22 protein-coding genes are annotated in these 24,346 nt (G+C 42.5%); 19 read left to right on the top strand and 3 right to left on the bottom strand.

What is annotated here, in order from left to right; translation table 11 throughout:
* The 19 genes from M1B78_RS03110 to M1B78_RS03020 all read left to right on the top strand — a co-directional run.
* A partial coding sequence (locus M1B78_RS03110; protein ID WP_257939860.1) for a UpxZ family transcription anti-terminator antagonist occupies positions 1 to 315 on the top strand: 315 nt, incomplete at its 5' end.
* Between the two features lie 198 nt (positions 316 to 513).
* The gene (gene wecB / locus M1B78_RS03105; RefSeq protein ID WP_257939859.1) at positions 514 to 1,689 is read left to right on the top strand and encodes a non-hydrolyzing UDP-N-acetylglucosamine 2-epimerase; all 1,176 of its coding nucleotides are present in this window, start codon (positions 514 to 516) and stop codon (positions 1,687 to 1,689) included.
* Positions 1,690 to 1,930: 241 nt separating this feature from the next.
* Positions 1,931 to 2,830: a glycosyltransferase family 2 protein gene (locus tag M1B78_RS03100; protein WP_257932298.1), complete on the top strand. Its 900-nt coding sequence runs from the start codon at positions 1,931 to 1,933 to the stop codon at positions 2,828 to 2,830.
* Positions 2,831 to 2,834: 4 nt separating this feature from the next.
* Positions 2,835 to 4,283 (top strand): lipopolysaccharide biosynthesis protein, encoded by a 1,449-nt coding sequence (locus M1B78_RS03095; RefSeq protein WP_257939858.1) that lies wholly within the window; start codon positions 2,835 to 2,837, stop codon positions 4,281 to 4,283.
* Positions 4,280 to 5,485, top strand: coding sequence for a glycosyltransferase family 4 protein (locus M1B78_RS03090; RefSeq protein WP_257939857.1), 1,206 nt, complete (start codon positions 4,280 to 4,282; stop codon positions 5,483 to 5,485). The genes M1B78_RS03095 and M1B78_RS03090 overlap by 4 nt, the downstream gene beginning before the upstream one ends.
* Positions 5,486 to 5,654: 169 nt before the next feature.
* The gene (locus M1B78_RS03085; RefSeq protein ID WP_257939864.1) at positions 5,655 to 6,935 is read left to right on the top strand and encodes a nucleotide sugar dehydrogenase; all 1,281 of its coding nucleotides are present in this window, start codon (positions 5,655 to 5,657) and stop codon (positions 6,933 to 6,935) included.
* Between the two features lie 72 nt (positions 6,936 to 7,007).
* A complete protein-coding gene (locus M1B78_RS03080; protein ID WP_257932295.1) occupies positions 7,008 to 8,099 on the top strand; it encodes a glycosyltransferase family 2 protein in 1,092 nt (363 codons plus the stop codon).
* A gap of 15 nt (positions 8,100 to 8,114) precedes the next feature.
* Entirely contained in the window at positions 8,115 to 8,945 is an 831-nt protein-coding gene (locus tag M1B78_RS03075; RefSeq protein WP_257939856.1) for a glycosyltransferase, read from the top strand.
* 2 nt (positions 8,946 to 8,947) lie between these two features.
* A complete protein-coding gene (locus M1B78_RS03070; RefSeq protein ID WP_257932293.1) occupies positions 8,948 to 10,162 on the top strand; it encodes a hypothetical protein in 1,215 nt (404 codons plus the stop codon).
* 4 nt (positions 10,163 to 10,166) lie between these two features.
* Positions 10,167 to 10,985: a glycosyltransferase family 2 protein gene (locus M1B78_RS03065; RefSeq protein ID WP_257932292.1), complete on the top strand. Its 819-nt coding sequence runs from the start codon at positions 10,167 to 10,169 to the stop codon at positions 10,983 to 10,985.
* The gene (locus M1B78_RS03060) at positions 10,985 to 12,052 is read left to right on the top strand and encodes a polysaccharide biosynthesis protein (protein ID WP_257939855.1); all 1,068 of its coding nucleotides are present in this window, start codon (positions 10,985 to 10,987) and stop codon (positions 12,050 to 12,052) included. Before M1B78_RS03065 ends, M1B78_RS03060 begins: the two co-directional genes overlap by 1 nt.
* Positions 12,053 to 12,153: 101 nt before the next feature.
* Entirely contained in the window at positions 12,154 to 12,342 is a 189-nt protein-coding gene (locus tag M1B78_RS03055) for a hypothetical protein (RefSeq protein WP_257932290.1), read from the top strand.
* A gap of 4 nt (positions 12,343 to 12,346) precedes the next feature.
* Positions 12,347 to 12,877, top strand: coding sequence for a hypothetical protein (locus M1B78_RS03050; protein ID WP_257932289.1), 531 nt, complete (start codon positions 12,347 to 12,349; stop codon positions 12,875 to 12,877).
* 52 nt (positions 12,878 to 12,929) lie between these two features.
* Positions 12,930 to 14,078, top strand: coding sequence for a capsular polysaccharide biosynthesis protein CapF (locus M1B78_RS03045; protein WP_257939854.1), 1,149 nt, complete (start codon positions 12,930 to 12,932; stop codon positions 14,076 to 14,078).
* A 25-nt stretch (positions 14,079 to 14,103) separates the two neighbouring features.
* The gene (gene wecB / locus M1B78_RS03040; RefSeq protein WP_257939853.1) at positions 14,104 to 15,288 is read left to right on the top strand and encodes a non-hydrolyzing UDP-N-acetylglucosamine 2-epimerase; all 1,185 of its coding nucleotides are present in this window, start codon (positions 14,104 to 14,106) and stop codon (positions 15,286 to 15,288) included.
* Between the two features lie 7 nt (positions 15,289 to 15,295).
* The gene (locus M1B78_RS03035; protein ID WP_257939852.1) at positions 15,296 to 15,859 is read left to right on the top strand and encodes a hypothetical protein; all 564 of its coding nucleotides are present in this window, start codon (positions 15,296 to 15,298) and stop codon (positions 15,857 to 15,859) included.
* Between the two features lie 59 nt (positions 15,860 to 15,918).
* Entirely contained in the window at positions 15,919 to 16,506 is a 588-nt protein-coding gene (locus M1B78_RS03030; protein WP_257939851.1) for a glycosyltransferase family 4 protein, read from the top strand.
* Between the two features lie 17 nt (positions 16,507 to 16,523).
* On the top strand, positions 16,524 to 17,420 hold the full coding sequence (locus tag M1B78_RS03025) for an NAD-dependent epimerase/dehydratase family protein (protein WP_257939850.1): 897 nt from the start codon (positions 16,524 to 16,526) through the stop codon (positions 17,418 to 17,420).
* Positions 17,421 to 17,517: 97 nt separating this feature from the next.
* Complete coding sequence (locus tag M1B78_RS03020; protein ID WP_257939863.1) at positions 17,518 to 18,468, top strand: MraY family glycosyltransferase; 951 nt, start codon at positions 17,518 to 17,520, stop codon at positions 18,466 to 18,468.
* 203 nt (positions 18,469 to 18,671) lie between these two features.
* Here the strand turns inward: M1B78_RS03020 and M1B78_RS03015 are convergent, their stop codons facing one another.
* From M1B78_RS03015 to yidC, 3 genes are all read right to left on the bottom strand, one after another.
* Entirely contained in the window at positions 18,672 to 20,825 is a 2,154-nt protein-coding gene (locus M1B78_RS03015; protein ID WP_257939849.1) for an alpha/beta hydrolase family protein, read from the bottom strand.
* Between the two features lie 120 nt (positions 20,826 to 20,945).
* Positions 20,946 to 22,277, bottom strand: coding sequence for an MATE family efflux transporter (locus tag M1B78_RS03010; protein ID WP_257939848.1), 1,332 nt, complete (start codon positions 22,275 to 22,277; stop codon positions 20,946 to 20,948).
* 214 nt (positions 22,278 to 22,491) lie between these two features.
* Complete coding sequence (gene yidC / locus M1B78_RS03005; RefSeq protein ID WP_257939847.1) at positions 22,492 to 24,345, bottom strand: membrane protein insertase YidC; 1,854 nt, start codon at positions 24,343 to 24,345, stop codon at positions 22,492 to 22,494.
* Between the last annotated feature and the right edge of the window lies 1 nt (position 24,346).

Below are 24,346 nucleotides of genomic sequence, written 5' to 3'. Positions count from 1 at the left end.
CAGGCCAATGTTTGTCTCGCTCTTTTGATGGGTTACAGCGCCTCGTTTGTCGACCACGGTGAGAAACAGCAGCATGTGCAGGAGGTTCTGAACCGTTGTTGGGGTGTTCTTGATACTCTTCCCGCTTCCTTGTTGAAACTTCGTCTGCTCACTGCCTGCTATGGAGAGGTTTTCGATGAGCCTTTGGCAGATGAAGCTCACTCCATCATTGCCTCTTGGAATGCTCCATTGCTGACTGCCGAACAGCAGGAGGCTGTTGAGGAGTTTCAGAATGTGGTGGAGAATCCTTATCCGTGGGAGGAGGTTGAAGAGTAAAGGCAGAGATAAAGCTGAAAAAATAGAATATGAAATTCTTGAGAGTTTGTCTTACCATTTTGTCGAAGACGAGCACATTGCTACTTTGATGATATGTATAGCCCTGATACATCTGTAGTGAAATGATGGATTATCTTTCACGGTTCCTGATTGGCTGTAATATTTGGAAAAATAGAAGTAAAAATAGCGATAAATACAATGAAGAAGGTAATGTTAGTCTTCGGAACCCGTCCGGAAGCCATTAAGATGTGCCCGTTGGTCAAAGAGTTCCAGAAGCGATCAGAAGAGTTTAAAACCATCGTATGTGTTACGGGGCAGCATCGTGAAATGCTAGACCAAGTATTGCAGATTTTCGATGTTCGTCCCAACTACGACCTCAATATCATGAAACAGGGACAAGATCTCACCGATGTAACTGCACGTGTCCTTATCGGTCTTCGCAGCATCTTCAAAGAGTGCCATCCTGATGTTATTCTTGTTCATGGTGATACTACTACTTCCGTGGCAGGAGCCCTTGCAGCCTTCTACGCACAGATACCGGTAGGCCATGTAGAGGCAGGACTCCGTACCCATAACATTTATAGTCCATGGCCAGAGGAGATGAATCGCCAGATTACCGGTCGTATTGCTACCTACAATTTCTCACCAACCCCACTCAGTGAAAAGAACCTCCTCGAAGAGAAAGCCCATGGCAATATTTACGTTACTGGTAATACCGTTATAGATGCTCTCCGCATGGTCGTAGATAAACTCAAGACTGATGCTTTCCTTGCTGAAGAGCAAAACAAGGTGCTTGCAGCCGCAGGTTATAACGTAACTCGTCTCAACAACGGCAAGAAGCTTGTCCTTATCACAGGTCATCGTCGCGAGAACTTTGGCGACGGCTTTATTCAAATGGTTACCGCTATGAAGGATCTCTCTGAGAAATATCCAGAGGTAGATTTCGTTTACCCAATGCACCTTAATCCCAACGTGCGCAAGCCAATCCACGAAGTCTTTGGCGAAGACCTCGCCTGTCCTAACTTCTTCTTCATCGAGCCCCTTCAGTATCTCGAGTTCGTTTATCTTATGTCAAAGGCTACCATCGTCCTTACTGACTCAGGCGGCATTCAGGAAGAAGCCCCAGGCCTTGGTAAACCCGTCTTAGTGATGCGTGACACTACCGAGCGTCCTGAAGCTCTTGCATCTGGTACTGTTCACCTTGTCGGTACCGACTACGATAAGATTATGTTCGAAGTCAGTATCCTCCTCGATGATGTCGCAGCTTACGAGAAGATGTCTAAGGCTGTTAATCCTTATGGTGACGGACAGGCTTGTCGGCGCATTGCCGATGTGCTTGCAGAAAAGGAAACAGATAGGTATGAAGTGAAGTAACATACAAAGTTCCATAGCTGAAGATTGCAAGTCTTTTTGATAAATACAGTTACGAAATTTATATTGTTCATCGGTTATTCATCTTGAGTCTTCCAACATTAATGGCTCTAACAAATTATCCTGTAGTTAATGTCGTTGTAATACTATTGAATATAGGCATATCAGACATAGTTCTGAAAACGATGACAAGAAGGTTACAAAAAGGAATCAAAATTGCATAACAAAGAAAAAGAATACACTTATGTGCAAGTTTACAGTTTGTATTCCCTCATATAATCGAGCGCATACAATCCAAAAGCCTTTAGACAGCTTAGTAAAGCAAACATTCAAGGATTTTGAGGTAGTCGTAATTGATGATGGTTCCAGTGACAATACAGAAGAGGTTGTTCATCAGTATGAATCTCTTCTTAACCTTCGTTATATAAAGAAAGTAAACGGAGGTAAGCATACTGCCCTAAATAGGGGTGTTGCGTGTGCCAAAGGAGAACTATTCGTTATTCTTGACTCTGATGACCAGTTTGTTCCTACTTGTTTGGAAAAGATGGCTAAATTATGGGACAGATGCAAGGATAAGGATTCGTTCTGTGGAGTCATGGGTAAGAGTATGACTAATGGCAAAATGATAGGGCGGCCATTTCCTGAAGGTCTGCACTCTTTGTCTTATGTAGAATACCACTATGGCAACTATGCAGGATGGTTCCTTGATTGCTGTGAGTGTTTGAGAACTGATATCCTTAAGAAGTATTCGTGGCCTGAGAATCTTGAAACCAAATTTGTCCCGGAAAATTATGTAATGGATCAGATAGGCTTAAAGTATAAGCTTCTCCTTACTAATGAAATTTTCATGGATAAGGTCTATGAAAATGATGGTATAACAAATAATGTCGATAATTATGTAAAAAAGAATATCTGCGGATATTTGTTTAATGCAATTTCAAAAATTGAAATAATACTCCTAAAGGCCAAAAAGGAAGAACTTAAACCCACAGCAGGAAAATATATGTGGTGCTATTATTGGCAGTTGGTAAAAATGGATGCTGAGCAAAAGGGACCAAGAATAAAGCATATCAGTTTACTTGGTTATGCGATGTGGTTTCGTTATAACCTTGTGCAAATAGTTAAAAGTATATTGAGGAAATAGAGAGATGGAGGAAATTTATTCAAAAGGTAACGTCATCAAATCATTTCTTTGGAAATTACTCGAGAGATTCAGTGTTCAAGGATTGGGGTTGTGTATAACTCTTGTTTTGGCAAGAATACTTAGCCCATCAGACTATGGTACCGTTGCGATTATTACCGTATTTGTCAACCTAGCAAACGTAATTATTGATGGAGGTCTTAATACTGCGCTTATCCAGAAAAAAGATACAGATAGTCTTGACTATTCGACTATTTTCTTTTCAAGCATTTTTCTGTCTATAGTGTTGTATGCATTATTATACGTAACATCTCCTTGGATAGCAGTCTTTTACGACACTCTCGAACTTGCCGATATGATTCGAATATTGGGTATTATCTTGGTATTCGAAGCTGTCAATTCAATCCAAAGAGCCTATGTCTCCAAGCTGATGTTATTTAGGCGACTCTTTTATAGCAGTTTTTTTGCTCTCTTGGTATCTGGTTCATTGGGTATCTATCTGGCTCTAAACGACTATGGTGTATGGGCATTAATTAGTCAACAAGTGATTTGTGTGCTGGTTACAACAATAATCATGTGGTTTACCATAAAATGGAGACCAATGTTTGCATTCTCATTCGAAAGGTTCAAAAAACTATTTGACTACGGATGGAAAATTTTCGGATTGAATTTTATCACAACCCTTTACTTGAATATTCGCAGCCTGATTATTGGAAAATTCTATTCTCCAGTCGATTTGGCTTTCTTTGAAAGAGGGCATACATTGTCTGGTATGGTGGTACAGAACATAAACACGTCCTTACAGACAATATTGTTCCCGGTTTTGTCTGATTCACAAAATGATAGGGCAAGAGTTAAATCTCTCGTCCGAAGATCAACAGGAATAATCTGTTTGCTCATATTTCCTGCATTGATTGGTTTGATATCTATAGCCAAGCCTTTGATATTGCTTATTTTGACAGAGAAATGGCTTCCTGCAGTATCCTACATCCAGATTTATTCAATTGCATATATGCTGTTGCCTATTCAGGTTGCTAATATGGAAGCAATCAAGGCAATGGGATACAGTGGAATGTCACTAAAACTTGAGATAATAAAGAAAGTTGTCGAGACGACAATACTCATTGTTTCGGTATTTATGGGAGTCATTGCTATAGCTTGGGGTGTTGTCATTTTCAATTTCATTTGTTTGTTCATTAATCTATACCCAAGTAAGAAATATCTCGATTATGGTGTATTTGAGCAGGTAAAGGATATAATACCTACTTTCATGTGTGCCATCATGATGGGCTTTTCAATCTATTGGATTCAGTATTTACCTATTCATTTGCTCCTCGTTCTCATGTTACAAATGATAATGGGAGTTCTGGTATTTGGTCTATTCTGCCATCTATCTAAGAATGAAAGTTTCTTATATGTCAAGTCGTTAATAACAGAAAAACTGAAAAGAAAATGAAAATAGGAATCGTAACAACTTGGTTTGAAAGAGGTGCTGCATATGTGTCTCGTCAATTTATGGATATTCTCAAGAGTACCGATGAAGTTTTTATATATGCACGCGGTGGTGAAGCTTATGCACAAGGTAATCCTACATGGGATTTACCCAACGTTCATTGGGGTATTCGCAAACCCAAAACAATGTATCTCTATCCTGGAGGAACATATATTGACAGAAAGGACTTTGAATCATGGATTAAGAAGAATAAGATTGAGCTTATACTCTTCAACGAACAGCAGTGGTTCACGCCAGTAGTATGGGCAAAGCAGATGGGAGTTAAGGTAGTTTCTTATGTGGATTACTACACAGAAGAAACGATTCCTTTATTCGATATCTTTGATGGCGTTATATGCAACACCCAGAGACATGCCTTTGCATTTAGAAACCATAAGTCTGTTCAGTATATTAAATGGGGAACAAATATACAATTGTATAAACCCTCTGATGTAAAGAACGACAAGATTGTATTCTTCCATTCTGCGGGAATGTCGCCAATCAGAAAAGGTACAGACCTGTTGATTGAAGCATTCTATCAGGCAGCAAACAAAAAGGAGGCTAAGCTGCTTTTGCATACCCAGGTATCTCTTGAAAAACAGTTGCCACATCTTAACTGTATGATTAAAGAACTTCAGGAGGAAGGTTTGATGGAGGTTGTAGAGGGTACAATTTCTGCTCCTGGGCTCTATCACAAAGCTGATGTTTATGTATATCCATCTCGTTTGGATGGTATTGGTCTTACTCTTATGGAAGCAATTTCAGCAGGCCTTGTCTGTATCACTTCTGAGAATGCTCCAATGAATGAGTTTATCGAGAAAGATTTTGGGTTGGTTACTCCTATTGACTACTACTATTCAAGAAAAGATGGTTATTATTGGCCAATGTGTGTATGTAATGTTAGCCACTTGTCGACTCAGATTTCAGATATCATTGCAAATAAATATGAACTTGATACGATGAAGCGAAAAGCTCGCGAATATGCAGAGTCTGAACTTGATTTTGAAAAGAATTTCAAGCAGTTACATAATGTGTTATCCTCTGTCAAATTTGATAACGATTACGAGAAAACAGCACAAGCTATCTTGCATAAAGACAAGGAGGGAATGAAAAAATATCTATTTGTCATTGAGACTCTTGTAACTATCAAAAAAATGTTTGGATAAATATGGATACACCAAAGGTAACCGGATAAGTGCTTCACTTCCCTTATCTATTATAGAAGATAACAACTTGATGAAACGGCTGGAAGCACTTGTAGTTATTGATGGTGCCTCGGATTGCCGTCAGAGATTGCACATTCCTAACAGTAAAATTCTAAAATATAAATCAATAATGGACTCAATTAAGATTTGCATAATCGGCCTCGGTTATGTTGGGCTTCCTTTGGCTCGTTTGTTCTCTACGAAGTATGAAACTATAGGTTTTGATATGAATCAAAACCGTGTGGATGCCTTGATGGCAGGTCACGACGCTACGTTTGAAGTGGCAGACGAACTGCTTCAAGAAGCTATAGAGAAGCATGTATTTGCGTGTACTACCGATATCGAAAAAATAAAGGATTGTAATTTTTATGTGGTTGCAGTTCCCACTCCGGTGGATGCGAATAATCGTCCTGACCTAAGACCTTTATGGGGAGCGAGTGAAACGGTTGGTAAGGTAATATCAAAAGGGGATATTGTAGTATATGAATCTACAGTATATCCTGGGGTTACTGAGGAAGAATGTTTGCCTGTAGTGGAACGTGTGTCAGGTTTGAAATTTAATGAGGATTTTTTTGCCGGCTATTCTCCAGAGCGTATCAATCCGGGAGATAAAGAACATACGGTTGAGAAGATTAAGAAAGTGACTTCCGGTTCTACGCCTGAGATTGCTGATATTGTGGACAATGTTTATAATTCGGTATTGGTAAATGGTACTCATAAAGCCCCTTCCATAAAAGTTGCAGAGGCATCGAAGATTATAGAAAACTCTCAGCGCGATGTGAATATAGCATTTATGAACGAGTTGGCGAAAATTTTCAATGCGATGGGGATTGATACCAACGATGTGATAGAGGCAGCTTCATCCAAGTGGAATTTCATTAAGTTGAAGCCGGGTTTGGTTGGTGGTCATTGTATCGGTGTAGACCCTTATTATCTGATTCAAAAAGCGCAAGTATATGGTGTGTTACCTCGTGTGATGTTTTCTGCTCGCCGCTTGAATGACGGTATGGGTGATTATGTAGGCAACCAGGTGATAAAACTGATGAATAAAAAGGGTGTCTTGGTGAAAAATAGTAATATATTGATTCTTGGTTTTACGTTTAAAGAGAATTGTCCGGATGTGCGTAATACTAAGATTGTTGACATATATCATACATTGGAGGAATATACCAATAACATAACGGTTTATGATTCTTGGGCAAATGCAGATAGAGTTGAGCATGAATATGGTGTACAACTCACTTCATCTTCATTAGAAAGCCTGAAAGGCAAATTCGATGCAGTAGTATTGGCAGTAGCGCATAAAGAGTTTGTTTCTCTTGACATTCGTTCATTTTTGAAGAATGGAAATGGCATTGTATATGATGTGAAGGGTATTTTGGATAGGGAGGTGATTGATGGAAGATTATAAATATGACATCAAAATAAGTGAGCAAAAGGTGAATGGTTAACCATCAATATAAAATATTGGATAGCAGTAATAATGGAAAATGAAATACTTTCGGTAGTTATACCTATGTATAATGCAGAAAAATATGTTTCTTGTATGATAAAGTCAATTATATATCAATCTTTTAAGAATTTTAGAGTTTATATTATTGATGATCATTCAACTGATAACAGTATGGCTGTGACGCATGAACTTGTAAAAAGCGATAGTCGTTTTTCTGTCATTTCTCGTCCCCCTGATTTGCCCAAGGGCGCACAAAGTTGCCGTAATTATGGTACGGAATGTTCAAATGGCGAATACCTTATTTATTTGGATGCTGACGATTGGATAGCTCCTTATTGTTTTGAGCAACGTGTTAATTTTATGAGAATGCATGGGAAGTTAGACTTTGCAGTGTTTCCAATGTTAGGCATGCGTAAAAAGCCTTTTGAATTGTCGGGTATGGTATTGGGGTATGGCTCTATAGGGAATGATTTGGATAATTTTATTTGCCGTACTCTACCTTTTGTTGTAGTTTCAAATATATATCGTTTATCAAGTATTCGGAGTAATCATTTGATTTGGGATCTCAATTTGAAATCATTGCAAGATTCAGATTTTAATATGACAGCCATTGCTAATGGTGCATGTTATAAATTATCTTACGGAAAGCCAGACTATTTTTATCGTGTGTTAGGTAATGACTCTTCTATTGGAAAAAAGATTTATTCCGAAGAACACGCAAAATCGCATCTTTATTTTCTACAAAAGCAATGGAAACGTTTTAAAAATCAAAAGCAATTGGAAGGTAGCTTTTTAGTATTGTCTTGTTTTCTATTTAAACTTTTTATAGAGTTTATGGGTGAGGCTTATTGTTATCGTTTGTTAGATTCTGAAGTGTTTTCGTTACATCCAAAATTGGTTGGGAAACTAAAAAAACTTATTGATGTACAAAGAAAGGTAGGCATGTGGAATCATGATGAATTAAATCGTACTATATTTCGTGTGGCTCCTTTTTTTGCTTTGCGTTATAAATGGATGTATTTTCGATGGGAGTGTCAACAATGCTTCCAAAGAATATGGTTAAATATGAGATATTATACTTTAGGAAGAAAGTTGAATAAGCAGTATAGTAGCTTATTATAATAGATTGTTATTCAGATGACTACTTTGCCTAACTATTTTAATACTATAATAGTAGTAATAACTTATAATCCAGGTCCTGGATTTAAAAATCAGATTGAAAGGTATGTTGAGATTGCAGATAAGACAATCATCGTTGATAATGGCTCTGCACAAGATGTAGCTTTGTATATTCCTAAAGATTTGGATAAACACTTTGTTGTGGTGAAATCTTCTCAAAATAGAGGCATAGCTTGGGGATTAAATCAAGGCGTTTTATATGCGAAAAACAACAATTATTTATATCTTTTATCTTTTGACCAGGATAGTTTACCTATTCACGAAATTTTAGATTGTTATGCAGATGTATTGTGTCATATTGATAATATAGGGCTTATTGGAACTTGTTTTACAGAACAAAAAGTAATAATACCATCTAATATAACTTATTCTTCAAAGAAGACATTAATAACATCTGGTACTCTTCATTCAGTTAAGATTTTTGATGAAATAGGATTATATGATGAACAATTGTTTATTGATTCAGTTGACTTTGATTTTGTTTTGAGAGTTAGAAAAAAATACCGTGTATTATGTGTAAATCAACCTTTGATTTACCATGAATTAGGTTCTCCAATAACTAAATATGGCATAACTTCATCGAATCATAATGCAATACGTCGATATTACATGTCTCGTAATCATCTTTTAATCAGTAAAAGATACTGGAAGAATTATCCTTTATGGGTTTTAAAAAAGAATGTCCTTTTCTTTTGTGCCATAATAAAAATGATATTAGTCGAAAATAATATGAAAGAAAAATTGCTCCACACAGTGCAAGGGCTAAGAGATGCTTTCAATTTGAGATGACAATGGCTTTGACTATACAAAGAAAAAATCTTCTTTCTTTTAGTGCTTTATTGCTATTATCTTTGATGATGATTTTTATAGCACAGTTATATATCATCAAAATATTATGTATGATGACTATTGGTGTATTAGCATCTAAAAAAGTCAGAGTATCGAATTTTGTTTTGTTGAACTTTCTTTTAATATTATCTTATGGTTTTTTAGGCACAAGTATAGGAGTATTATATCAGAATCCTAATCCTTTTCAGTTTTTGGGCGTTTTTTTCTTTTGGCCTATTTTTTGGTTGTTTTTTATTTCTTGTTTTTCGGCTTCTTCATGTTGGTGGGAACAATACTTGAAAGTATTGTTTATATCTCATATTGTAATAGTTTTATTTGATTTATTTTATGCTGTGGCTGCATTTAATGGAATAATATTACCAAATCCTTTTTATGGAGTAGATACAGGTTTTAGTATATATGAAAATTCTACTAGAATGACTTTCATAAACTTGAATACATTAACTTTTTCAACGCCTATATTATTTATTTTGTTTTTTTCCCAGCATGGATTTGGCATTAATAAAGTATATCAAATTATCAATGTTATTCTTACAACTATCTTATTGATAATTTCAGGTCGTAGAAGTGTCATGTTGATGTGTGTGGTGGTTTTTTTTATACCTTTTTTCTTTTCTAGCTGTTTCTCGAAAGAGGCAAGGAAAACAGCAAGAAGGATTGTTTTAATCTTATTTGTATTGTTCTTTTTTATTTTATGCTATGTAGAGTATTCATTTCCTGGATTTTTACAAGGATATTGTCGAACTTTTTATAATGCATTTGATGCTTCTGCAGAACCGATAAAATTTGCACAATCAAAAATGTTTGTTGCTGAAATTCTTGAAAAACCATTCTGGGGACATGGGTTTGGAGCTGTTTTTTTTGAACCGTCACCAGGGCGTATGGTTTATTCTTCATATTTTGAATTGTCATATCATCAAAAGTTGGCTACTACTGGAATTTTTGGATTTAGTTTGATAGTGTTTGTATTTTTATCTACTCTTTGGTGTTCATTCTATTTATCGAAAAAATATAAAGATGTCACTCTTATTGCATTTGGAGTAGGGCTGATGTTTATGTTAATAGCAGACGCAACAAATCCTGTTTTATGCTCTTTTGATTTAATGTGGCCTTTATATCTCTGTTTGGCGAAAATAAATTTTTATCAAATAAAATAGATTTATGAAATATTATTTGGTGATAGTTAATTACAATAATTGTAATGTGACTATTGATTGTATTCTTTCTACTAAAAAACTTCAAGGAGGAGGTTTTTCTAAAATTGTAATAGTTGATAATAATTCAGATAAATCTGAGAAAAAAAGACTTGCTGAATTTGTTAAAGAAAATGATACTTTAAATATCGAATTGATTTTTTCCTCTAAAAATATAGGCTATTTTTCTGCGATTAATCAAGGTATTATTTCATTAAGCCTATGTAGCAGTGATGATTTTTTTTTGGTAGTTGGCAATAATGATCTTTTGTTTCCTTCTGATTTTATTCATTCGTTAGATACTTTGAAGAATGATAAGGATACATTTGTTATTTCTCCTGATATTATTACACCACGGGGGATTCATCAAAATCCGCATGTCATAAATCGTCTTTCAGTTCTCCGTAGATTTGCTTATAAATTATATTTTTCTTCTTATAATATGGCTTGTATATTAACATCCTTGGGAAAAGTGTTGGGAAAAAATAGGAGGGAGAAATCAAGGCTTGGATATAATAAAGAACAATTTATAAAAATGGGATTTGGTGCTTGTTATATACTATTACCACAATATATACAGGAAATAGGATTACTTGATAATAGTGTTTTTTTAATGGGTGAAGAGGCTTTATTGAGTAATCAAGTTTATTCTCATGGCGGCAAAATATTGTATACTCCTAAGGTGAAAGTATTTCATCAAGATCATTCTACTTTTAAAAAAATGCCATCTATAAATACTTACAATATAACAAGAGATTCTTACAAAATTTATAAAAAATATCTGTAATGTTTAAAAATAAAATATTACTAATAACTGGAGGCACTGGCAGCTTCGGCAACGCCGTATTGCGTCGTTTCCTTGATAGCGACATCAAGGAAATCCGTATTTTCAGTCGCGACGAGAAGAAGCAGGATGACATGCGTCATCACCTGCAAAATCCGAAAGTGAAATTTTATATCGGTAATGTCCGTGACCGCCAGTCTGTGGACGGTGCCATGATGGGAGTGGATTATGTATTTGCCGCTGCCGCTTTGAAGCAGGTTCCCAGCTGCGAGTTCTTCCCGTTGCAGGCTGTGCAGACCAATGTGATTGGTACGGACAATGTACTGGAATCTGCCATAGCGCATGGTGTAAAGAATGTGGTGGTGCTTTCTACCGACAAGGCTGCCTATCCCATCAATGCCATGGGTATCAGCAAGGCCATGATGGAGAAGGTTGCCATAGCCAAGGGCCGTGCGTTGGGTGAGGAAGCCGGTACAACCATCTGCTGTACCCGTTACGGCAATGTGATGGCAAGCCGCGGTTCTGTAATTCCCTTGTGGGTAGAGCAGATAAAGAACGGCAGGCCCATTACGGTAACGGACTCCAACATGACCCGCTTCATGATGACGCTGGACGATGCCGTGGATCTGGTAATCTATGCGTTTGAGCACGGGCATAACGGTGACCTGTTCGTGCAGAAGGCTCCTGCCGCCACCTTGGATGTACTGGCGCAGGCCTTGAAGGAAACATACGCGCAGGTTGATTCGAAATACGGTGAGACGGAGGTGAAGACCATCGGCACGCGCCACGGCGAGAAACTGTATGAGACACTGGTAACCCGCGAAGAGATGGCAAAGGCCGTTGATATGGGTGACTATTACCGCATTCCCTGCGACACCCGTGACCTGAACTATGACAAGTTCTTCACGGAAGGCAATGAGGATATCGCCCGTATAGAGGACTATCACAGTCATAACACCGCCCGCCTGGATGTAGAGGGCATGAAAAAGCTTCTCTTGAAGCTCCGTTTCATCCGCGAAGACCTTGGGATGGAGGAAAAGGCAAAGAGCGCGGAAATCAAGAGTGAATAAGTCATTATTAACTATAGAGCAGGAAAGAAAAAAAGGAAGATAAGTTGCATAGTTTCAGCGCTTTTTGTAGCTTTGCATTTGGTTAGTAATATGATAAATGTATGGGAAACTTAAAAAAAAGCATAAAAGAACGCAAGGTACTAAGAGGAAATGTCATCAATCTTGATGAAATAGCCGGTACTTTTTCTCCCCAAGAGAAAGAGAAATTGCTGTCGGGTGAAGGCTTTGTTAAGGTTCCTACAGAAGAATTGAAACGTCTTCGGATTGATGTTTATCCTTATTTGATGTAGGATAATGCCATTGTTGTACTATCCATATCGCTTTGTTCAAAAAGTAGAAGAAAATTTTTCATCTAATCATTTTCTAAAGTATAAGTTGCTTTATACATTTAAATCTTCAAAATCTCATCAATGGTATTGGGTGTGGGTTGAAGTGTATGAGTCTAATTTTTATGCTGTGAAATTTCATTTGAAAGCGCATCGGCATAGTGATGACAAGTATAACCTGCTGACAGGACTGAATGAGGTTCGTCCTGTTATCAATACTTGCATAATGATAATGCAAGATATTTACCGAACTAATTCTCGTGCTTCTTTTGGTTTTATCGGTGCGAATATGCAGAATGAGTCAACGGTAAACACTAAGCGTTTTAGGGTTTATAAGCGGCTTATGGCTACCTATTTTAAAGAAAAGAGTTTTGAACATTTTTTTAATATCAAGAAGAGCACATATCTTATGATTTCTAAAAAGGAATTGGAAGTCAATCCTAAACTTTTAGAAGAATTGGAATGTGAATTTTCTGAAATGTATTCTTATTTTGATTAGTATATCCCTTATCTGATTTTTCTTTTCTGTGACAAACAGAACCCATTAGTTTATGAAAATCTTAGTGACCGGCGCCCGAGGGTTTGTCGGTCGGAACCTTGTATCCCAGCTGCACAACATCCGTGACGGGAAAGCCCGCAGTTACGGCATTGCAGGTGAGGAACTTGCCATTTACGAGTATGACATGGACAGTGACCCTGCCGAACTGGATGTCTATTGCAGACAGGCCGACTTTGTCTTCAATCTGGCGGGCGTGAACCGTCCCAAGGATGCGTCTGAGTTCATGAAAGGGAACTTCGGCTTCGCCTCCACGCTGCTTGATACATTGAAGAAGCACGGCAATACCTGTCCGGTAATGATTTCCTCTTCCACGCAGGCCGCACTCGACAACCCTTACGGTGAGTCGAAGCGGGCAGGAGAGCAACTGTTGTTCGAGTACTCCAGGGAAATGGGGGCAAAGGTACTGGTGTACCGCTTCCCGAATGTTTTCGGCAAATGGTGCCGCCCCAACTATAACAGCGCGGTGGCCACTTTCTGCAACAACATCGCCCATGACTTGCCCATCCAAGTGAACGACCCTTCGGTGGTGATGAACCTGGTTTACATAGACGATGTGGTGGACGAGCTTGTCTCTGCCCTGAGCGGCAGGGAACACCGCAACGGTGATTATTGCGAAGTACCCGTGGTGCATACCATTACCTTGGGCGGCATTGTGGAACTGATAAGGTCTTTCAGGCAAATGCCCGGTACCCTGTCCGTCCCGGATTTGAGCGATGCCTTTGCAAAGAAACTCTATTCCACATACCTCTCATACCTGCCTGAAGAACGGTTCAGCTATCCCCTGAAGATGAATGTGGACGACCGCGGCAGTTTTACAGAGATTATCCGTACTTCCGGCTGCGGGCAGTTTTCGGTGAACGTCTCCAAGCCGGGCGTCACGAAAGGCCAGCACTGGCACCATACCAAGAACGAGAAGTTTGTGGTGGTGAGCGGGCACGGTCTGATACAGCTCCGCAAGATAGGTACGGAGGAGGTTGTCAGCTTCGAGGTAAGCGGCGGGAGGATGGAGGTCGTGGAGATGATTCCCGGCTATACGCACAACATTGTCAACCTTTCGGAAACGGAAGACCTGGTGACCTTCATGTGGTGCAACGAGTGTTTCGACCCGGCACGTCCGGACACTTATTTTGAAAAAGTCTGAAACGAGTTAAAGAATATAGGAACAGATGGATATAAAATTGGATTATTCGCAAGTCAGGTTTCAGGAGAACGGCAGACTGAAACTTCTGATTATAGTGGGCACCCGTCCGGAAATCATCCGCCTGGCGGCTGTCATCAACAAATGCCGCAGTTATTTTGACTGTCTTCTGGCCCACACCGGCCAGAATTACGACTATAACCTGAACGGTGTCTTCTTCCGTGACTTGAAGCTGAAAGACCCCGATGTGTATATGGATGCCGTCGGCGATGACCTCGGTGCCACGATGGGGAATATTATCAACGCCAGCTACAAGCTGATGGTGCAGGTGAAACCTGATGCCGTGCTGGTGTTGGGAGACACGAACTCCTGCCTGAGCGTGATAGGCGCAAAACGTCTGCATATCCCCATCTTCCATATGGAGGCAGGCAACCGCTGCTTTGACGAGTGCCTGCCTGAGGAGACCAACCGCCGTATTGTGGACGTCATTTCCGATGTGAACCTCTGCTATTCGGAGCATGCCCGCAGATACCTGAACGCTTCGGGCGTGGCGAAAGAACGTACATACGTAACCGGTTCGCCCATGGCGGAAGTCCTGCATGAGAACCTGACGGAAATAGAGTCCAGCGACATTCATCAGAGATTGAATCTCCAGAAAGGGAAATACATCCTGCTCTCCGCGCACCGGGAAGAGAACATTGATACGGAGAAGAACTTCCTGTCCCTTTTCAAGGCGGTTAACGCAATGGCGGAAAAGTATGATATGCCCATACTCTACAGTTGCCATCCCCGTAGCAGGAAACGTCTGGAATCAAGTGGCTTTGCACTTGACAGACGTGTGATTCAGCATGAACCGCTCGGCTTTCACGACTACAACTGCCTGCAGATGAACGCATACGCCGTTGTGAGCGACAGCGGTACCTTGCCTGAGGAGAGCAGTTTCTTCACTTCGGTGGGGCATCCTTTCCCTGCTGTATGCATCCGTACCAGTACAGAGCGTCCCGAGGCTCTTGACAAGGGTATCTTTGTCCTTGCCGGCATTGATGGGAAATCCTTGCTTCAGGCAGTGGATACTGCTGTGGAGATGAATAGGAATGGTGACGATGGCCTGCCGGTGCCCAACTATACGGATGAGAATGTTTCGGCCAAGGTTGTGAAGTTGATTCAGAGCTATACGGGAGTGGTGAACAAGATGGTCTGGAGAAAATTCTGAAAACGCAATGTCTTCTAAAAGAGTGTGGGTTGTTTCTGAAATATATTATCCAGTAAAAACTTCTACGGGATATTACATGACTGAAATAGCCGAATATCTGGCAGCTAGAGCTATGGACGTGCATGTGTTATGTACTGGGTCTGTATATAATAATGGCGAAAAGCGGTCACGCTTGAATGAGGAATCACGCAATGGAGTAAAGGTTCATAGGGTATATGTACCCAATATTGATAAGAACAACTTCGTAAAAAGAACTCTTAGGTTGTCGTTGTCCAGTTTGCTGCTGTTCGGCAAAATACTAAAGCTGGTAAGGAATGGAGATGAGGTCTTGGTGGTAACTAATCCTGCTTTTCTAATACTGATGATGCCACTTGTTGCATGGATAAAAGGCGTTTCATATAAGATTCTCGTACATGATATATTTCCTGAAAATTTGGTGGCCATAAAGCGTCTGTCTTCTTCCTCCTTCATTTACAGAAGTCTGAAAAGGGTATTTGATGCCGCTTATTCTAAAGCTGTACTTTGTATTTCGATAGGCAGGGATATGAGTGAGGTGTTGAAAAAAAAATAGGGGATGCTTCCAAAATCTGTTTTATACCTATTTGGGCTGAGAATGAAGTGGTCTTTCCTATGGATAAAGCAGATACCCGGATTTGTTCATCCTTGAGGTTGCAGGACAGATTTGTATTTCAGTTTGCAGGGAATTTGGGCTATGCCCAAGGTATAGATAATCTGCTGGAAGCTATAGGACTCATTAAAAATGATAACATTCATTTCCTATTCATAGGTGATGGTGCCAAGGCTGGTGACATAGTGTCATATATGAAAAAAAGGACACATAAGAATGTATCCTTGTTGGGTTTCCAGGATCGTGCGAATCAGAATGATTTCTTGAATGCTTGTGATATTGGCATTGTGACTTTATCTGATGGGATGTACGGTTTGGGGGTTCCTTCCAAATCATATAATATAATGGCAAGCGGCAAGCCTATGCTATTCATCGGTGACAGACAGTCGGAGATTGCTTTATGCATTGAAGAATATTCGTTGGGCTGGGTTGTAGAGCCGGATAATCCTGAAATGCTGGCCCGTATGATAGAGCATATCTATTCTAATAGGACATGTCTGTCCGCAATGCAAAACAATGCGAAAACGGTGGCAGATACTGTTTTTGCAAAAGAACGGATACTGGAAAAGTATTATAAACTGTTGAGCTAAGATAACCTATTTATTTTATGAAGCTTTTATTTACCGGAGCCTCAGGTTTTTTGGGTAATGGCATACGTTCCCTTCTGGATAGAATGTATACTGTTGCAACTGTAGGACTGCTATCGCAGGATGACTATACTGTAAATATAGCCAATGAGATTCCTAAATTACATGAACGGTATGATATTATACTCCATGCTGCAGGAAAAGCCCATTCTGTGCCCAGAAGTGAAGCCGAGAAACAGATGTTTTTTGATGTGAATTTACAGGGTACAAAGAATCTCTGTGCTGCATTGGAAAAAGTTGGAGTACCGAGAGTATTTATTTTTATTTCCACGGTGGCAGTTTACGGTTGTGCTTATGGCGAGAATATTACGGAAGACCATCCTTTGAATGGAGACACACCATACGCCATGAGTAAGCGTCTTGCGGAGGAATATCTGCAAAAGTGGTGTTACGAACATAATGTCATTTTAGGCATAATTCGTCCTTCCTTGATTGCCGGTCCCAACCCTCCGGGAAATCTGGGGGCTATGATTTATGGTATCCGCAGTGGGAAATACCTCAGTATTGCTGGCAGTCAGGCACGAAAGAGTGTATTGATGGTGCAGGATATTGCAAAATTAGTTCCTCTGTTGGCAGAAAAGGGAGGCATCTACAATGTATGTGACAGTCATCACCCGACTTTCAGAGAACTTGAGACTACTATTTGCAGGCAACTGGATAAGAAATTGCCTTTATCAATACCGTACTGGGTGGCTAAATGCATGGCTTTGGCAGGTGATTGCTTGGGAAGGAAAGCTCCAATCAATTCTTGGAAGTTAGATAAGATTACGAAATCCTTGACTTTCAGTAATGAAAAGGCAATACGTGAATTGGGATGGAAGCCGACCAATGTGTTGGAAAACTTCAATATAGAATGAATGTATATTTAGGTGTCTTATTGATAGGGCTGGGTATTGTATCTTTAGGATTTACATGTGTTCAGCTCTGGTTTTACTGGATAATCAAAAACGGATGATGTATTATTTAATGGTTTTGGTTCTGCTGTTTTTGGCAGAACTTTTTTATTTTAAGGTGGCTGACAGGTGCAATATCATCGACAAGCCCAATGAACGGAGTTCCCATACGAAAGTGACTTTGCGCGGCGGTGGGATTATCTTCTATTTCGGGGCGTTGGCCTGTTTCCTGACAAGTGGTTTTGAATATCCCTGGTTCCTGCTTGCCTTGACACTGGTTACGTTCATCAGCTTCGTGGACGATATAAGATCCACGGGGCAGATGACAAGGCTGCTTTTTCATTTCTCCGCCATGGCGTTGATGTTTTATCAGTGGGGACTTTTCTCCTTGTCGTGGTGGTGGATAGTCATAGCCTTGATAGTCTGTACGGGCATCATCAATGCCTACAACTTTATGGATGGCATTAACGGCATAACCGGCGGTTATTCTCTGGTTGTTCTTGCTGCGTTGGCCTATGTCAATAGGGAGGTGGTGGCTTTTGTGGAAGCGGATTTCATCTATATCGTTATCTGCTCCGTTCTTGTCTTCTGCTTCTTCAATTTCCGCAAGCGTGCCAAGTGCTTTGCGGGTGATGTGGGGTCGGTGAGCATTGCCTTCATCCTTCTCTTCCTGATAGGCAGGCTCATCATTGAAAAAACAGAAGATTTCAGCTGGATAGTCCTTCTATCCGTGTATGGTGTGGATAGTGTGCTGACTATCATCCACCGTCTGATGCTTCACGAGAATATCGGCCTGCCGCATCGCAAGCATATGTATCAGATTATGGCGAATGAGCTGAAGATTCCCCATGTCGTAGTCTCTCTGGCCTATATGACAATACAGGCTCTTATAATAGTAGGATATATTTATTACCAACGGTATGGCTATATCTTCCTGATAGGATGTATCTTACTGTTGAGCGCAATATATGTACTCTTCATGAAAAAGTACTTTTCAAGACATATCTCCTGAATTACTGTCTTCCGTTAATCATAGTTATACGATTTGTCTGCATCGTTTTTAGCATCTGCATAAAGCAAAATGTATTGACTTTATTTAAACTGCCCAAATTATAGTCATGAAAAATGAATCGGGCGGTGTACAATAAGAACAAATAATCCCGGACTCTTGACAAAGAGTCCGGGATTATTTGTTCTTATTGTTTTTGAGGGGCTTTACTTAGCCGGCTTCAGCCATTTGTCCAGCCATTCAAAGAAGGTACGTTGCCACAGCACGCCGTTTTGAGGCTTCAGCACCCAGTGGTTTTCGTCCGGATAGATAAGCAGTTCGGCAGGAACGCCACGCATCACGGCTGCATCGAAGGCGGCCATTGCCTGGTTGGCAAGGATGCGGAAGTCCTTCTCTCCGTGGATGCAGAGGATAGGGGTGTCCCATTTGTCGACGAAGAGATGCGGGGAATTGGCGAAAGTGCGTTGTGCCGTAGCGTTGTTCTTTTCCCAATAGGCTCCGCCCATATCCCAGTTGGCAAACCATTTCTCTTCCGTTTCCAGATATTGCATTTCCATGTTGAAGATACCGTCGTGTGCGATGAATGCCTTGAAGCGTTTGTCATGGTGTCCGGCAAGCCAATATACGGAGAAGCCTCCGAAGCTGGCGCCTACGCATCCCAGGCGGTCTTTGTCGACGAAAGGCTCCTTTGCCATTTCGTCAATGGCGGTGAAGTAGTCCTTCATGCACTGGCCGCCGTAATCGCCGCTGATGGCTTCGTTCCACTCTATACCGAAGCCCGGAAGGCCTCGGCGGTTGGGGGCTACGATGATATAGTCGTTGGCTGCCATGATCTGGAAATTCCAACGGTAGCTCCAGAACTGGCTGACGGGACTCTGAGGGCCGCCTTCACAGAAGAGGAGGGTGGGGTACTTCTTGTTGGGGTCGAATTGCGGAGGATAAATCACCCAGGTCAGCATCTGCTTGCCGTCGGTGGTCTTCATCCAGCGGGCTTCCACCTTGCCCATTTCCAGCTGGTCGTAGATTTGCTTGTTTTCTGTGGTCAGTTGCACTGCTTCTGCAAAAGCGTCGCCGTTGCGCGCACTGTTTACGGCATAGATTTCGTCGCCCATGCTCATGGAGTGGCGCTTGGCGATGAGTTTGTCTCCGCAAAGGGCGAGTGAGGCATAGTCGTGCATGCCGTCGGTGAGCCGGGCAAGGTTGTCGTCTCCGGCAAGGTCGATGTTGTGAATCTGTGTCTCGCCATGCCATACACCGATGAAGTAGATGCTCCGGGAGTCTTTGTTCCATAAGAAGGCGTCCACGTTCGATTCGAATGCCTTGCTAACAAAACGTTTCTCGCCGGTGGCACGGTTCATCACGCAAAGGCGGTTCTGGTCGGCTTCGTAGCCGTCGCGTTCCATGCTTTGCCAGGCGATGTATTTGCCGTCTGGTGAGTATTGCGGGTTGGTGTCGTAGCCTGCCATTTCGTCTTTGCCGTCAGAGTCTTTGGCATTCTGCTTGCAAAGGTTGATGAATCCGCCTTTGTTCACATCGTATTCGTATATGTCCGAATCGGTGGAGATGGCGTATGCCAGTCCGGTCTTCATGCGGCAGGTGAAGGCTACCTTGTCCGATGCCGGGCTCCAGGCAAGTTGTTCGATGCCTCCCCAGGGCTTCATCGGGCTTTCGTAGGGCAGGCCTTCGAGGATGTCTTTTACATTGCTGATGGCATTGCCGTCGAAATCGGCCACGAACGGATGGGGGGCAGTGGTCACCCATTCGTCCCAGTGCTTGTACATCAGGTCGGTAACGACGATGCCGGTGGCTTTGGGAAGGTCCGGATGTTTGTCGGCCGTACTCTTCACGGTCTTTACCTGGGCAATGAAGAGGAGTTTCCTGCCGTCGGGCGAGAAAGAGAATCCTTCGATGTCTCCCTCGTACCGGGTCAGCTGTTTGCGTCCGCTGCCGTCGGGATTCATTTCCCATACCTGGCTGCTGCCGCCTTCGTTGCAGAGGAAGGCAAGCTTCTTGCCGTCCTTGAACCACGTGGGCTGTCCTTCCTGCCAGGCATCCCGGGTTATCTGGGTGTTGCCGCTACCGTCGGCATTCATGACGAAGACTTCGCTGTTGCTCTTGTTCTGGGGCACGCTGTAATAGGATACCGTGTAGGCAATCTGTTTCTCGTCAGGGGATACGGACACACTGCCGATACGTCCCATGGCCCAGAGTGCCTCGGGTGTCATGCGCTTTCCTTCAATCTTAATGTCCGACCGCCGGATGAGCGTTGCTGCGTCCTGCTGCTGTCCGGCATCTTTTGTTCCTCCGCAGGAGGCCAATGTCATAGCTGCTGACATAAGTAGTAGATTTACTTGTTTCATATATGTTTTTTGTTTCGGTTATTCAGCGCAAAGATAGTGCAAACCGAATACATAAAAAATGAAGAACTTGTTTATTTTTTATGTATTCGGTTTGCACTATCTTCGCTTTCAGCGAAGATACTAAATTTTCCTTTCTTGCCAATTCCCGCGTTTGATATATAGCCGGCTGAATATGAGAATAAAGCCGGAATAAACCATTTCCGAAGTCCAGCAGATGGCCACGTCGAGTTGCAGAATCAGGATAATGTAGGTGATATAGACTGTGTAGATGACCAGTGTTGCCATCTCCAGCCCCAATGCCGTACGTGTGTTGCCGGTTCCGGAAACTGCCTGGAAATAGACATTGGCAGGAACCAGGAACAGATAGGTGGAGCACATCACCCAGAGTGAATGCACGGCAGCGTCCTGCAGGTCGGGCATGTCGGTATAGATTCCCAGAATCAGTCTGGGGAACAGCGCGAAAAGCAATGCCAGCGGAAGTACGAAAACGTAGGCTATGCGTACGTGCTGCCGGATGGTGCCTGCCACGCAATCGGAGTTGCCTGCGCCGATGAGGTTGCTTACTATCGAACCGCAGGTGGAGGCGAACGCCATGAGTACCATGAACAGTATGCCGGACACATTGCGGATAATGTTGGTCACTGCCAGCGAGCGCTCTCCCAAGTGCTCCACATAGAGGAAGAAAAGGAACCAGGTGGAGAGGGAAAAAAAGTTCTGTATCATGGTCCAGAAGGAGACGTTCAGCATCCGTTTCAATACGTCCATCCGGAACTTCGGAATATGGTCCAGCCCGTACTTGCGGCAGTCGATACGGCTGCGGGTATGGAGGATGAAGAATACCAGTGAAACCAGCTCGGCCAGCGAAGAACCGATAGCCGCTCCGGCAATGCCGAGCGCCGGGAAGCCGAATTGGCCGAAAATCAGGGTATAGTTGAATACGACATTACTCAGTACCATGACGATGGAGTTCAGCGTCAGAGTCTTGGTCTGGGTGGTTCCCAGGAAAAAGGCACGGAATATAACGGCGCTGAAAGAGAAGAAAGCTCCGAATACCCGCCAGTGCAGATAACTGGCAGCTGCTTCGTAGATGTGCTCGGATGAGACAATCTGTTTCAGGATGAGCGGCGAGAAGCAGTAGGAGAGCAGGAACATGAGGGCTGCCAGCCCTATCTGGAAGTAGATGCCTTGATAGAACAAGTCACCGATTTCCTTGTACTGCCGTTCGCCGTTGCGCCGGGCAATGAGTATCTGTGCCCCGATACTGAAGCCGAAGGCAACCATGAAGATGACCATGTAGAAGACACCGGCGATGGCAGATGCCCCCAGTTCGACTTCGCCCACGCGCCCAAGGAAGGCGGTGTCCGTCATACCTATCAGTTGCTCCATAAGGAGGCTGATCAGGATAGGGTAGGCGATGAGCCAGATTTGTTTGTAAGTGTATTTAGTCTGCATAGTTAAATGGTTGATATGAATATGGAAAATACGACAATATATGTCAGGCCACTTTACAATATATGTGAGATTGCTTTACAATATATGTGAGATTGCTTTACAATATATGTCAGGGTACTTTACAATATATGTAAAAAGACGAAAGGCTGCGCTTTATATGTACCCCATACTACAGCGCAGCCTTTTTTATCCGGTCAACTTGTTTCCTCGTCAACTACTTTTTATTCTGTCTTTCTTTCATCATCTGCTCCTGCTGTTTCTGCATGGCTTCCAGACGGGCTGCAAAACCGGTTTTCTTCATCTTCTTCGGGTCTTTCTTGTTGGCTTCCAACTGGGCAAGAAGGGCTTCCTCATTGGTTGTCTTGCGCATGATGAGCGTTGTTACCACACTGATCAGAGTAGAGATGAAGTAGTAATAGTTCAATCCCGAAGGATAGTCGTTCAATATGAAGAGGAGCATGACAGGCATCAGGTATGACATCCACTTCATGGCAGCCATCTGAGGATTGGCACCCGTATCCTGCTGCTGCATCATGTACTTCGTGTTCAATATGTTGGTAGCCGTCATCAGCAGGCAGAACAGGCTGAGGTGGCTGCCCAGGAACGGGATATGGAACGGGAAGTTGATGAACGCATCATAGGTAGAGAGGTCGTCTGCCCACAAGAAGCTCTGCTGGCGGAGTTCGATGGCACTCGGCACGAACATGAACAACGCCATCAGGATAGGGAACTGTATCAGCATCGGCAGACATCCGCCCATGGGGCTGACCCCGTATTGGCTGTAAAGTCCCATCATTTCCTGCTGCTTCTTCATGGCATCTTCCTGTTTGGGGTACTTCTTGTTTATCTCGTCGATTTTCGGTTTCAGTACGCGCATCTTGGCAGATGACATGTAGGTTTTCCACGTGGTCGGGAATACCACCACCTTTACAATCAGCGTCATGAGCAACAGTACGATACCCATGCTCAGGCCCCAGCTGGACAGCCAGTCGAAGATGTTGATGGTGAACCATTTGTTTATCCAGCGGATGAGCGGCCAGCCCAGATGGACCAAGCGGTTCAGCTCCCACTTCTCGTCGCGTCCCTTGTCGAGTGCGGTCAGAGTCTTGTAGTGGTTGGGGCCGAAGTAGAAGAACAGCCGGGTAGGTTCCTTGCCGGTAGGATCGAACTTCGTGCTCATCTCTGCAGAATAGTCCTTGATGTAGCCGCTGCCTTGAGTCTCCATCTTGGAACTCAGCTTGGTCTTTTCAAAGTCGGCATCTGCCAGGAATACCGAAGAGAAGAACTGGTTCTTGAAGGCAATCCAGTCCAGACGTTCCGGAACTTCCTTTTCATCGTTCTTGTTGGCGGACAGATAATCGGTACCCTCTCCGGCGATTTTGTAAGTCAGCTCAGCCAGACGGTTCTCGTAGGTGTAACCCTTCTCTATCTGATGGGCACGCTGAGACCACTCGATGTCCACATAATTGTTGGTAGCCGCCAGCTTGCCTTCCATGTTGACTGCCTGGATAGTAAAGTCTATCAGGTATGTGTCGTTGTGCATGCTGTAGGTAAAGTCGATATGGCTGTTGCCGTCTGCCGACAAACGCATGGTGACGGTACTGTCCGTACGGTTCACTGCGGTGAAATAATAGTCTTCCGTCTGGATGGTCTCTTTCTTGTTGTAAAAGAGGAAATTCATGGAGGCGTCGTTGCCGCTGAACAGTGTGACGGGAGTCGTCTTGTCTTGTCCCATGTATTCCTTCAGCGTGGCCGAAGCTATGCGCCCGCCTTTTGTATCTACGGTTATTTCTGCCAGGTTGTTCTGGATGGTTACCTGCGAGTTGGTTCCTTGACGGGCGTCGAAGAAGAGGGCGGTGGAGTCAACGCTTGCTTCCGCTCCGTTTTCATTGGCCAGGGCTGCTTCCGCCTTGGCTTTCAAGTCCGCCTCGCGCTGTTGCACCTGGGCTATGGAGTCGTAGTAACGTTGCTGTGCTTCCAACTGCTCCTGGCTGGGACGGCTCAGAAAGCTGAAACCTACTAACAATATCGCTATCAGAACAAGACCTGTGATGGTATTTTTATCCATT

The organism is Bacteroides muris (ex Fokt et al. 2023) (assembly GCF_024704895.1).
Lineage (GTDB): Bacteria > Bacteroidota > Bacteroidia > Bacteroidales > Bacteroidaceae > Bacteroides > Bacteroides muris.
Note: the sequence above shows the minus strand (reverse complement) of the source record. Positions and strands in the feature narration are given on the sequence as shown.

What these genes read in the sequence shown, in the direction of transcription:
- M1B78_RS03020 (WP_257939863.1), top strand. Translation starts at nt 17,518, where the DNA reads ATGTATTATTTAATGGTTTTGGTTCTGCTGTTTTTGGCAGAACTTTTT.
- M1B78_RS03090 (WP_257939857.1), top strand. Translation starts at nt 4,280, where the DNA reads ATGAAAATAGGAATCGTAACAACTTGGTTTGAAAGAGGTGCTGCATAT.
- M1B78_RS03030 (WP_257939851.1), top strand. Translation starts at nt 15,919, where the DNA reads ATGGATAAAGCAGATACCCGGATTTGTTCATCCTTGAGGTTGCAGGAC.
- M1B78_RS03055 (WP_257932290.1), top strand. Translation starts at nt 12,154, where the DNA reads ATGGGAAACTTAAAAAAAAGCATAAAAGAACGCAAGGTACTAAGAGGA.
- M1B78_RS03045 (WP_257939854.1), top strand. Translation starts at nt 12,930, where the DNA reads ATGAAAATCTTAGTGACCGGCGCCCGAGGGTTTGTCGGTCGGAACCTT.
- M1B78_RS03050 (WP_257932289.1), top strand. Translation starts at nt 12,347, where the DNA reads ATGCCATTGTTGTACTATCCATATCGCTTTGTTCAAAAAGTAGAAGAA.
- M1B78_RS03025 (WP_257939850.1), top strand. Translation starts at nt 16,524, where the DNA reads ATGAAGCTTTTATTTACCGGAGCCTCAGGTTTTTTGGGTAATGGCATA.
- M1B78_RS03075 (WP_257939856.1), top strand. Translation starts at nt 8,115, where the DNA reads ATGACTACTTTGCCTAACTATTTTAATACTATAATAGTAGTAATAACT.
- M1B78_RS03070 (WP_257932293.1), top strand. Translation starts at nt 8,948, where the DNA reads ATGGCTTTGACTATACAAAGAAAAAATCTTCTTTCTTTTAGTGCTTTA.
- M1B78_RS03060 (WP_257939855.1), top strand. Translation starts at nt 10,985, where the DNA reads ATGTTTAAAAATAAAATATTACTAATAACTGGAGGCACTGGCAGCTTC.
- wecB (WP_257939853.1), top strand. Translation starts at nt 14,104, where the DNA reads ATGGATATAAAATTGGATTATTCGCAAGTCAGGTTTCAGGAGAACGGC.
- wecB (WP_257939859.1), top strand. Translation starts at nt 514, where the DNA reads ATGAAGAAGGTAATGTTAGTCTTCGGAACCCGTCCGGAAGCCATTAAG.
- M1B78_RS03100 (WP_257932298.1), top strand. Translation starts at nt 1,931, where the DNA reads ATGTGCAAGTTTACAGTTTGTATTCCCTCATATAATCGAGCGCATACA.
- yidC (WP_257939847.1), bottom strand. Translation starts at nt 24,345, where the DNA reads ATGGATAAAAATACCATCACAGGTCTTGTTCTGATAGCGATATTGTTA.
- M1B78_RS03035 (WP_257939852.1), top strand. Translation starts at nt 15,296, where the DNA reads ATGTCTTCTAAAAGAGTGTGGGTTGTTTCTGAAATATATTATCCAGTA.
- M1B78_RS03015 (WP_257939849.1), bottom strand. Translation starts at nt 20,825, where the DNA reads ATGAAACAAGTAAATCTACTACTTATGTCAGCAGCTATGACATTGGCC.
- M1B78_RS03080 (WP_257932295.1), top strand. Translation starts at nt 7,008, where the DNA reads ATGGAAAATGAAATACTTTCGGTAGTTATACCTATGTATAATGCAGAA.
- M1B78_RS03085 (WP_257939864.1), top strand. Translation starts at nt 5,655, where the DNA reads ATGGACTCAATTAAGATTTGCATAATCGGCCTCGGTTATGTTGGGCTT.
- M1B78_RS03095 (WP_257939858.1), top strand. Translation starts at nt 2,835, where the DNA reads ATGGAGGAAATTTATTCAAAAGGTAACGTCATCAAATCATTTCTTTGG.
- M1B78_RS03065 (WP_257932292.1), top strand. Translation starts at nt 10,167, where the DNA reads ATGAAATATTATTTGGTGATAGTTAATTACAATAATTGTAATGTGACT.
- M1B78_RS03010 (WP_257939848.1), bottom strand. Translation starts at nt 22,277, where the DNA reads ATGCAGACTAAATACACTTACAAACAAATCTGGCTCATCGCCTACCCT.